This is a genomic window from Oceanospirillum sediminis (assembly GCF_014164585.1).
Lineage (GTDB): Bacteria > Pseudomonadota > Gammaproteobacteria > Pseudomonadales > Halomonadaceae > Oceanospirillum > Oceanospirillum sediminis.
Genome location: NZ_JACJFM010000054.1, coordinates 19,434 through 30,918, shown reverse-complemented (window position 1 = coordinate 30,918; position 11,485 = coordinate 19,434). Strand labels below are relative to the sequence as shown.

The window sequence follows — 11,485 nt, the reverse complement described above, 5'->3', positions numbered from 1 at the left end:
TGTTTTTGTTAATGGCGATCTGGTTGGGGTAACGGGTAGTAATTTTGGTACTGATGGTTTTATTAAAACTCATGTTAAAGCCGGTGAAGAATATGCTGCGATGGCTGTAAAAAGTGGGCTTAGTGATACAGAAATAATTACTCCAAAAGCCATGGGAATAAATAACTTTGATTTGATTTTATCTGATAATCAAAGTGCACCGATGGCTGTATTCTCAGCAAGTAAGACATATTCTGCAGATGCTCCCGAAGGAGCATTTGATTTGTATCACAGAAGTGAATACACGCCGAGTAGAGATTATTATTCTTTCTTAGATGAGAAAGTTAAAAGAGGAGTATGGATAGGGATGTGGGGGCAATCTGTGACAGTAGAAGGTGCTCAGAATCAATGGTTACAAGCTGATTTTCTTTCACCAATAACTATTTCCGGCTTTGCACCGATTGGCACGAGTGAAAGACCGGGTAGAACTCCGGATACAATCACGGTCTGGATTGATCAGGGTAATGGATTGGAAGAATACCAAACCTTCAACATGGATAATCAGCTCTATAAAGAGATATGGTTCGATGAATCATTAGATAACATCAGATCTATCAGATTTCATATGAATGCTTCACAGGGGCTTCAGCAAGATAGTAAATTTACTATGGATTCAGATATTTTGGCTATTGATGAAATATTTATTCTTAAATAAGTGCTTGGGCTATACTTCTGCTCTGGTTTGTGGTGAGGAAATTAGTTGGTTAATAACCTACCCATAATATCGTTTAACGATGTAAATGATAAAAGAAGAAGGGATTTTGCCCCTTCTTCTTACAGAATTTCCTGCGGGAACTGGCTCATAAAGCAGCAGCAGATATTTTCACCAATCATAGTACGTGGGCCTAATGGGTGGCCGATATGGCGGTAAACATCATGGTGGTGATGGCCATGTTCTCCATGGGAGTGCCCGTGTGAATCATATGGCTGTTATCAAAGAGATCAAATAAAGCGATTCCCTGAATAATATGTCTGTCGAGATACCATCTATAGCGCCATTTATGCTTTGCCTGTGAGTGAACTGAAAAAGGAACTGATTCACTTCTTATGCCATGTTCGTTTAACAAGTAAGCCCAGATGTGGGAGTGATGGCTAAGCATGCAGAGATTAATTAGAAGGTAGGTGTGGCGATTTATTTTTTAGATCCTCATAGCCCAGGCAAACAGGAGCTAATGAGGACATCAATGGTCTCATCAGGCTGTATTTACCCAAAGGAATAGATCTCTCGAAAGTCACTCAGGAAAAATTGGATAGGATTGCTTATTCATGAGGCAAGGGAAGCGGCCCGGCTTTAAATGTCCGATACAAATGATGATGGAGAAGTTGGAGCTAATAAGCGAAGCACCTGATCAATTAAAATAGTAGTGCAGTCATATGCTGTATTCACCCATAAAATATTATTAACTGACATTGTTTTATTAGTGGTGATATACACTCTCTCTGACTTAGGCTGAATGCAATAGTAGCGAAAAAAATATAAAGTAATTTCCAGGTAAACTATAAGGCTGGTAATAAAAGTAATTTTTTTCACCCGGTTACAAAATCTTATAGATTGGGCATGCAGTTGCCTATTCATCATGCTTAAAAAGGAAGTAAAGAGGCATCGACTCAAAAAATAATACTATTTCTTGGACCTGAAGATTCACCATTGATTCCATGGTTAATCGACAGTCTTGAAAAGGGGGTGTTGATCATATTATTGGCTTATATGATTTGTATTTATATCCGGGGTTATGAGTGTTATTTTTAATAATCAAAAGACTGTTTGATGGTTTTTTAATTGTTGCTAAATATTTTTTATTTGAGTCAATATATGCACGATTTATTTATATGAATAAACTTTTTATTATCTTTTTGGAACATTATTTTACAGTGGTGGTGGAGCTTTTACTTATAATGGTAGATAAATAATGTCGCATCAGATAATGGAAGGTCTGATTAAAGGTATGGATACTGTTTGCCTGAATAAATATCTTCCCTGATGCATTCTATTAGTACTAAAAAAAGGAAGTAGTAAGAATGCAGTTTTCTAAATCCCTTTTGTCCCTGGCCATTATTGCTACATTAACCGGATGTAATAGCGAAACATCTTCGAACGCATCAACAGAGGATAACTCTGCTTCACAATCCGCTGCAAGAGTCAGTGTACCTGTCGACTCTTCTTTTACATCAGTATATCGGGGCAGAGTTAATCATAATGCTGATGTCAGCAATAGCAGAGAACGAAAAGAGCGTGATGTCTCTTATTTTGAAGGCACACTGACGGCAAAAAATCTGACTACAGGGGATGAAGAAAGTTTCGACTGGCCAATCACTATTGATGAAAATGGAAAAGCCAAGTCAGAAAAAACAGTCACTGTATTTCCCGGTACATACGACTTTACACTGGTTGTAACCAAAGGCTCTCAGCAATATACCTCTGTGCTAACCTCTGAACTAATTGAGGATGAAGGAGAGTATCGCTTAAATATGGATTTAATTCCTATAGCGGGAGAGACTGTCGTCAATGTTGATAGTATTAAAAACCTGTCACGCTTACGACTGGAATTCCCTGCTGAAGAATTTGTTAATATTGCCGCACCACAAATAGGTCTGGTAATTGATGGCGTTGAAACTGTCTATGAGATCAGTAAGGGAAGTGGATTAGCAGAAGTTATTCTTAACTTGCAGGATGGCATCCACTCTTATGATGTTAATCTTTATGATGGTAATACCCTGATTGGCCGGAGTAAGCTTGGAGCACAAAGTCTGGATCTGGTACAGGGCGATGACCTTAATATCGATATTATCAGTCTACAGGCTGACATCACTATTGACTTTGCTGATGCTGAAAATGCCCGTTTTGTAGTTAATATTCCTGAAGAAGCGGTTACCGATGTAGGCGGTATGGAAAATCTTAAGCTCCTGGTACGCATTACAGATGGTGATGATGTCGGTGCTGCGGTTCAGGAAGCAGTACTTGATGTTCAGGAAGTTAATGGACAGTACTTTGTTGAACATATATTTGATGAAACAACTAATAACGATATTGCAACCTATATTGAATTCCGCGATATGTCGTCAGGTACTGCTGAAACGATTGCCACATGTTCCGATAGTGTTACTGTGCTGACAGTTAATACTATGGCCTGTGGTATTGGTATACCAAAAGATTATATTGTAGGAGGTAACTTATTAGCCACACTGGCTGTTAATGTGCTGGATTATAATAAAGTGGCTGTGCCTGGAGCCAGTGTTTTTGTTGATGGTATATTGAAAGGTGTCACAGGTAGTAACTTTGGGACAGATGGCTTTATTAAAACTCATGTTAAAGCAGGTGAAGAGCACACTATCAGAGCTGAAAAAGATGGCCTGGAAGATAGCCGCACATTAACTCCTGGCGCATTGGGTATCCATAATTTTGATCTGATTCTTGCTGATCAAGGAAGTATTGTTACGGGTATGACATGTAAGAGTATTCTTGATGCAGGAGGTAGTGTCGGGTCAGGTTTATATACATTGGATGTTGATGGAGCTGGGCCATTGGATAGCTTTACAACATGGTGTGATATGGAGACTAATGGCGGAGGCTGGACGCTGGTTCAGAATAGGGTTAAAGGAACTCCTATGAGTGTTAAAGGGAACCTTACAGGGCCGCTGTTTACTAATGGTACAACGGATTTCTTTTCTGATAGAGAAGGGGCTATTACGGATGCCCATTGGAATGCATTACGCTCTATATCAAATGATATACAAGTGTTTTCAGTTGTTCCGGGTAACATTCCAGACCCTCAGTATACGACAATAGAAATACTCACATCATCTGCCCCCGCTTGTAATTCATGGGAAGATGCCGTGTCTCTGTTAGAACCTAAGCTGGTACATTACGAAGTTTCAGGCTGTAACTTTCAGAATGGGGATTATACATCTATTGGCACAGGCGCTACTAATATTGGAACAGTTACAACAAATGTGAGCTCGGCATGGATTACTAATGGCATTTATGCCACCGGTGACGAAGCTTTGTCTTTATATTTACGCTAATTAATTTATGAAATAGCTGCCTTATGAATTACATCATTAGTTGATACGGGCTTTATAAGGCAGCTTAGCAAGTAGTAATTTTAAACTCTTCTACGTTGCATATGGAGTTACTTATGAGCTAACGCTTCATCCGGGCAGTTCAACGCTACTCTTTCTGCTTCTTCATCCAGAATTTCCTGCGGGAACTGACTCATAAAGCAGCAGCAGATATTTTCACCAATCATAGTACGTGGGCCTAATGGGTGGCCGATATGACGGTAAACACCATGGTGATGGTGGCCATGTTCTCCATGAGAATGTCCGTGACTGTGATCGTGTGAGTGATCATGGCTATGAGAATGATCATGTGAATGACTGTGATCATGATGGTGGTGACTATGTTCACCTTCAGCATCCGGGTTATATTCCGCATGGTGGTGATGCACATCCACTTCACCCGCAGCCAGACGACGCTGGAAAGATTCCATCAGTGTTTCGTCACCGGAAGGCTTTTCACCCGGTGCCAGATCCATAATTTCCCGCACTCGAATTTCAAACGCATCAATCACTTTTTCATGATCATTCAGGTACTGTGTTTTAATAAATTCAACATCAGGATACTGTTCTGCCACATGATCTACATAGCCGTAGATACGTTTGATCAGACGACCAGTGAACAGGAAGTAAGGTGCAACAACCACACGCTTATAGCCAAGCTTTAACAGCTTCTCCAGACCAACACCCACGGATGGATAGGTGACGCCAGAATACACAATATCAGCCCAGCCAAAGCCCATATTCTCATTCACAATACGGGTCAGTTTTGCGGCTTCTGCATTGGCATGAGTGTCCGATGTGCCACGACCAACCACCACCAGCATTGTATCGTACAGGTTCTCTGGCGGATTCTCAGGGTCAAGACCCAGAGATTCATAAATACGGGCCTGGAAAGCCTCAATCATGGCATCGTGCAAGCCCAGTTCACTGCCGTAGGACACTTTCAGGCCTTCGTTTTTCTCTCCGAAAGTGGTCAGTACTGAAGGAATATCATTTTTAGCATGGGTGGCTGCAAACAGCATACCGGGCACAGCATAGATTTCATCCACACCCTGATTCAGCAATGAGTTCAGACCCATATGGATATTAGGGGCTGAAAACTCCAGAAAACCATATTCCACCGGGATATCCGGGAAACGCTTTTTCAGACCTTCGGCAACACGGCCAAATTCCCGCTCGGCATCTTTATCCCGACTGCCATGTCCACATACCATAATGCCTTTTTTCGCCATGATTATATCTCTCATCTTCTCAATCTGATGGGTCGTGATCCGACCACTATTTTCATTCAGTTTATCTCTGAGCCTGTTGGCTCAGATCATGTTTTATCGTTTGTCTGATCGGTTGACTGAGGCCAGTAGTTTTCAAATAAAAACTCATCCAGAGGTCTTTCTTCTGCCCAGTTTTCCTGTACCAGCATCGGTTGCTGATAAAACTCGGGTACATGGCCTATGCACAGTACGGCAACTGGTTTGCTGCCTTCCGGCATGCGCAGCAATTGCGCCAGTTTGTCCGGATCAAATAGTGACACCCAGCCCATACCGATCCCCTCTGAGCGAGCTACCAGCCACATGTTCTGAATCGCGCAGGACAGAGACGCCAGGTCCATTTCTGGCAGGGTCCGACGGCCAAAGACATGCTTTTCCCGGCCATCAGGCAATGCAGCAACAACCAGCTCTCCGCTGTCCCTGATCCCTTCCACTTTCAGCTTCAGAAAGTCGTTTTTGCGCTCACCCAATTGATCCGCTGTTTGCTGGCGCTCTTCTTCTACCAGACCGGCAATCTGTTCTCGTAATGCACTGTCGGTGATACGCATAAAGCGCCAGGGTTGCATCAGGCCGACACTGGGGGCATGGTGCGCTGCTGTAAAAATGCGCTGCAGCACGTCTGTATCTACAGGATCTGATGTAAAGTGGCGCATATCACGTCGTTCTGCTATTACTCGCTGAATCGCTGCCTTATCGGCATCGGAATAGCCTTTAACTGTGTTCTGGCTCAAATCGTCCTCGGTTTTCTTTTATCTTGCGTTATTCAATGCTTAATTATTTAACCGCTAATCTTCAGGCTGCTGATTGCTATCTCTGAGATCTGATCGCTAGACGTTCAGAATTCAGCGGTGTTATCGGCTCTTTCGTTCTGTTCATCCAGTTCCAGCAGCAAATGCTGCAGGCGACGGGCATATTCACCGGGTTCCTGCCATAGTCCTCGCTGTGTCGCTTCCAGCAGACGCTCTGCCATCTCTTCTAAGGCATGAGGATTATGTTGTTGCAGGAAGTCCTGATTCTCACGATCAAATACCAGAGCATCAGCGACTTTTTCGTATTGATAGTCATCAATCAGATCTGTCGTAGCATCATAGGCAAACAGATAATCCACACTGGCCGCCATCTCAAACGCGCCTTTATAGCCGTGTTCACGCATGGCGTTGATCCATTTCGGATTCAGTACGCGACTGCGAATTACCCGGTTCAGTTCCTCTTTTAAGGTACGAATTTTCGGGGCTGCTGGGTTGGAATGATCACTGTGGTACACCTCAGGTGCTTCACCTCGAAAGACCCGAACCGCGTTATTCATACCGCCCTGGAACTGGTAATAATCATCAGAATCAAGCAGATCGTGTTCCCGGTTATCCTGGTTCTGCACCACCACTTCCAGTTGGGACAGTCGATGCTGAAATGCCTGATGAGCCGCAACACCATCACCGGCCTGATTACCGTAGGCATAGCCGCCCCAGTTCAGGTAAGCTTCTGCCAGATCACTGCTCTCTTCCCAGCATCGTTCATCAATCAGACCCTGCAATCCGGCACCATAAGCGCCCGGTTTGCTGCCAAATACCCGGTAACTGGCCTGACGCATCGCCTGCTCTGGCGACAGCCCCTGCTCAATCAATGCTTGTTGGCGAGAGAGAATATTGGCTTTGATCGTATTGCCGTTACCCGGCTCCTCCAGTGCTGCAATTTTCTGAACCGCTGCATCATAGAGCTTCATCACATTAGGAAACGCATCCCGGAAGAAACCCGAGACACGCAAGGTGACATCCACCCGAGGGCGCCCCAGGCGCATACAGCTGATCACTTCAAAGTCGGTAACGCGGTTTGATCCTGGTGCCCAGATTGGTCTGACACCCATCAGAGCAAATGCCTGAGCAATATCATCGCCACCGGTACGCATGGTGGCTGTGCCCCAGACCGATAAACCGAGTTGTTTCGGGAAATCGCCGTGTTCCTGCAGATGGCGTTCGATCAATGCCTGTGCTGAACGCTCACCAATGGCCCAGGCCGCAGGCGATGGAATTGAGCGATTATCGACAGAGAAGAAGTTACGTCCGGTGGGTAGAGTATCCAGGCGGCCACGAGTCGGCGCACCGCTAGGGCCCGGTGGCACAAACTGCCCGGCCAGGCCATTTGTCAGGGCCGATAATTCCTGCTCCGCACTTTGCTCTAACGCGGGGAGCAAACGGGCTCTGGCGTATTCCAGCTGGCGGGCTGTGCGTGGCAATTCATCTGGATTCACCGGACTATCAAAACCAGCCCGGCTGTCAAAGTTAGCCTGGCTGTTAAAATAGACCAGGCTCGATTGCGATGACTCTTCTAACAACAAGGTTTTAACCAACTCCAGAGCCAATAACTCAAGGCGCTCACGGGTATCTGCAGCGGTTCGCCAGTGAGTGTCCTGATCAACCGTCAGTAGACATTCTGGACGCTTGCCCTGCCAGGGTTGAGTATCTGCAGCCAGAGGATCAAAAAGTTCACCGGATGCTGTGCGCAGATCCAGATCCTGACTCAGGTTATGCAAAATTCCCTGGCTTTCGGCATCCGCTCCACGGGGCAGGCGCAGCAAGGCAACTAAAGTGTCTGCCAGTTTATCTCTATTCGGTAACTGCCCCAGAATATGCAGGCCATGACGGATCTGAGATTCTTTAATCTCACACAGGTAAGCATCCAGTTCGGCCAGCACTTCATCATCAGATGATTCTGCCGTTGCTTTGCCCAGCTCCTCCAGCAGATGCGTCTTGCGCACCTGCTTCATAATTTCGTCGCGCAGCCATTTCTCCCGGCGCTCATCCATACCCATCGCCTGATAGTATTCGTCTACCAGACTTTCCAGTTCTGCCATTTCGCCGTAGCTTTCCGCACGGGTCATCGGTGGCATCAGATGATCAATAATCACCGCCTGAGTACGACGCTTAGCCTGAGCGCCTTCACCGGGGTCATTGACAATAAACGGATAAAAATGGGGGATCGGTCCTAAGGCAATATCCGGCCAGCACTGATCAGATAAAGCAGTTCCCTTACCGGGTAGCCACTCCAGATTACCGTGTTTGCCCACATGGACTACGGCTTCTACCTGGTAGCAGTGACGTAACCAGAAATAAAATGCCAGATAATTGTGAGGCGGAATCAGATCCGGGTCATGGTAGTTAGCCGCCAGATCGATATTAAAACCACGGGCAGGCTGAATACCGACAAACACCTCACCTAAGCGAAGCCCTGACAGCATCAAGCGGCCATAACGACACTTAATATCCTGCTCTGGTGCTCCCCAGCGTTCCAGCACCGCTTGCTGACATTCCTGAGGGATCTGGCTGAAGTGATGGCGATACTCATCCAGTGCCATACTTTGCCAACAGGGTAACTGATGCAGGGTGTTCGGGTTATTGGTTACGGATTCCAGTAACCATTCGATCAACTCAGTGCCGGTTTCAGGTAGCTGATCCAGCGGATAACCCGATGCTTTTAACGCTTGCAGAATATTAACCGCTGACTGCGGTGTATCCAGTCCAACACCGTTACCAATACGGCCATCTTTAGTTGGGTAATTGGCCAGAATAATCGCCAGTCGTTTATCAGCATTGGCTTTATCTGATAGCTGACAGTAACGCTGGGCCAGCTCAGCAATAAAGTTCGCTCGTTCCTGATGCAACTGATAACGCACTACCGAGACCTGACAGCGTGGATCGAACCAGGATTCTGCTTTAAAACTGACGGCACGGGTGATCACTCGACCATCCATCTCTGGCAACACCACCTGCATGGCGATATCACGACTACGCAGCCCCTGGTTATGTTGTTGCCAGTCCTGTTCCGTACTACCGGACAGCACCAGTTGCAGCACGGGGATCTGACGCTCAAAGGGTGAGGCAAACTCAGTCGGCTCGGAACTCAGATCAGGGCTGTCTACGCGGTTACTGGCAAAGCCTGTGGTGTTGATAATTAACCGGGCATCATGTTGCTCTGCCAGGTGATTCATCAGAGCTACGGATTCATCGTCTTTTAACGAAGCTATTGCTACAGCAACCGGGTTTAAGCCCTGCGCCTGTATGGCTGTCATCAGGCCATCAAAGACCTCGGTATTAGCGCTTTGCAGATGGCTGCGGTAGAACAGCAGTAGACATGTCTTTTGAGGCAGCTCTGAGTTTTTAAAAAGCTCTGAGTCTTGAGACTCACTTTTACTGCCTTCCCTTCCCACCGCTGGGAAATAACGCATCGCATAGGGCAGTACTCTGGGTTCCTGCCATTGCTGCAGATAGGTAGTCTGCTTCTGGTCAAAGTTTGTCTTTTCACTCTGCAGACAAAATTCAGGCACCCAACCGTTGCCCATTAACAGTTCCTGAGTTAAAAATCGCAGCAGGTTTTCACTGTTTTCAATACCGCTCTGACGCAGGTAACGCCAGACTTTCTGGCAGGTATTCAGATCCTGAGTCGATGCGGCAAACAACTCAGGATCAGGGGTATCATCCCCCGGCACAATAATCAGCTGACGGGCACGTCCCGATGGTGTCTGGCCTTTGCTCCACTCCACCAGGCGCTCAAAACCATATTCCCAGTAGTTCTGCCCTCCTAACAAGGACAGTACCACCAGCTCAGCCTGTTCCAGCACTTTATGCTCGTACAGATCATAAGCAGCAGGTTTGAGTAGCTGCATCCAGTTGGCTAAACGGATCGCAGGCGTTGAGTTTGACTCTTCACTTGCTTCTTTGACCTCTTGTTTCGCTTTTGCAACGCTATCGCCTGTGTCTGATCGAGAAACATCGCGATAGAGCTGCTGATAAAAGCGTCTGGCCCCTTCAGATAAAGCCGCCAGAGAGGTATCCGCTGCAGAAAGAATGATGATATCGCCGGGAGTCTGATCCAGGTCGATAATCCCCTCATCATCCACAAAACCACCGGGTTGTGCCGCCAGCAGGTGCATCTTACGCCTCGCTTACTGCAGGCTCAGTCACCTGAGCACTGGCCAGAGCAGCGGTAATCTCTGCTTCAGAAATCCCTTTACCGATAAATACCAGCTGAGTTTTGCGAGCTTCTTCAGGTTGCCACAGACGATCAAAATGGATATCCAGACGTTTACCCACTGCTTGGAATACCTGACGCATCGGTTTATCTGGCAGAGCAGCAAAGCCTTTGGCCCGGAAGATGTTCTGAGTGTTAATCAGTTCGTTCAGTGTCGCCTGCAGACGATCACTGTCCACTTCACCCAGAGTCACCACAAAGGAATCAAAGTGATCATGAGCATGATCGTGCTCTTCACCGTGATCATGGTGGTGATCGTGATGGTTATGAACATGGTCGATACGGGTTTCAGAAGCTGCATCCAGGCCCAGCAACAGATCCAGCTGCGCTTCACCGTTATGGATATAAACGGTTTTCACAGAATCCGGGACACGAGCATTCACTTTGTCTGCCACGTTAGTGCGTTGCGCTTCATCCAGCAGATCATTTTTGCTGACCACAACCAGATCAGCTGCGCTCAACTGATCTTCCAGCAGTTCCTGCAGCGATGGATCATGATCCAGGCTTTCATCTGCTAAGCGCTGTTCCTGCACTTTATCTTCATCATGGGCAAAACGACCTGCAGCAACTGCCGGACCATCCACCACGGTAATTACCGCATCAACGGTGCAGTATTCTTTAATGCCCGGCCAGTTAAATGCTTGCACCAAAGGCTTTGGCAGCGCCAGACCACTGGTTTCGATCAGGATATGATCGATATCATCACGACGCTCGACCAGTTGCTGCATCACTGGCAGAAACTCTTCTTCAACTGTACAGCAGATGCAACCATTGGCCAGTTCGTAGAAACCTTCTGAAGATTGCTCCACAGTCTGGCCTTCCTCTTCGCACTCCAGCGGGCAGGAGCGCAGCAGCTCAGAATCGATATCCAGTTCACCGAACTCGTTGACGATTACGGCAATGCGCTTGCCAGCTGCCTGCTTCAGTACATTGGATAACAACGTGGTTTTACCGCTGCCCAGAAAACCGGTGACAACAGTGGTCGGGATTTTATTTAACTGCATGATTATTCCTTGTCGGATCTGTAGCTGTTTATTATTTAGTGATTGTCTGGCTATCGGCTTTTGCTTTTTTACTGGCTTCTCTTTTCGCCTTTC

6 protein-coding genes and 2 pseudogenes are annotated in these 11,485 nt (G+C 46.5%); 3 read left to right on the top strand and 5 right to left on the bottom strand.

Translation table 11 applies throughout. The features are described from left to right. A partial coding sequence (locus H4O21_RS22820; protein WP_182811687.1) for a hypothetical protein occupies positions 1-694 on the top strand: 694 nt, incomplete at its 5' end. A gap of 119 nt (positions 695-813) precedes the next feature. On the opposite strand, the pseudogene H4O21_RS27110 reads toward H4O21_RS22820, so the two are convergent. After that, positions 814-954 (bottom strand): annotated as a pseudogene (locus tag H4O21_RS27110) (sirohydrochlorin chelatase); the annotation flags it as partial. A 52-nt stretch (positions 955-1,006) separates the two neighbouring features. Between H4O21_RS27110 and H4O21_RS26040 the strand changes: the two are divergent. Together H4O21_RS26040 and H4O21_RS25505 are read left to right on the top strand one after the other, a co-directional pair. Further along, positions 1,007-1,401: pseudogene (locus H4O21_RS26040) on the top strand (transposase); the annotation flags it as partial. 657 nt (positions 1,402-2,058) lie between these two features. Beyond that, positions 2,059-4,062 carry a fibrinogen-like YCDxxxxGGGW domain-containing protein gene (locus tag H4O21_RS25505; RefSeq protein WP_220495812.1) on the top strand — a complete coding sequence of 668 codons (2,004 nt, stop codon included), beginning with the start codon at positions 2,059-2,061 and terminating at the stop codon, positions 4,060-4,062. A gap of 107 nt (positions 4,063-4,169) precedes the next feature. Here the strand turns inward: H4O21_RS25505 and H4O21_RS22810 are convergent, their stop codons facing one another. From H4O21_RS22810 to cobW, 4 genes are all read right to left on the bottom strand, one after another. Beyond that, a complete protein-coding gene (locus tag H4O21_RS22810) occupies positions 4,170-5,345 on the bottom strand; it encodes a sirohydrochlorin chelatase (protein WP_255487430.1) in 1,176 nt (391 codons plus the stop codon). 71 nt (positions 5,346-5,416) lie between these two features. Continuing rightward, positions 5,417-6,097, bottom strand: coding sequence for a 5,6-dimethylbenzimidazole synthase (gene bluB / locus H4O21_RS22805; RefSeq protein ID WP_182811684.1), 681 nt, complete (start codon positions 6,095-6,097; stop codon positions 5,417-5,419). Positions 6,098-6,201: 104 nt separating this feature from the next. Beyond that, positions 6,202-10,290, bottom strand: a complete 4,089-nt coding sequence (cobN, locus tag H4O21_RS22800; protein WP_182811682.1) for a cobaltochelatase subunit CobN — start codon at positions 10,288-10,290, stop codon at positions 6,202-6,204. Position 10,291: 1 nt separating this feature from the next. Then, a complete protein-coding gene (gene cobW, locus H4O21_RS22795; RefSeq protein ID WP_182811678.1) occupies positions 10,292-11,392 on the bottom strand; it encodes a cobalamin biosynthesis protein CobW in 1,101 nt (366 codons plus the stop codon). Between the last annotated feature and the right edge of the window lie 93 nt (positions 11,393-11,485).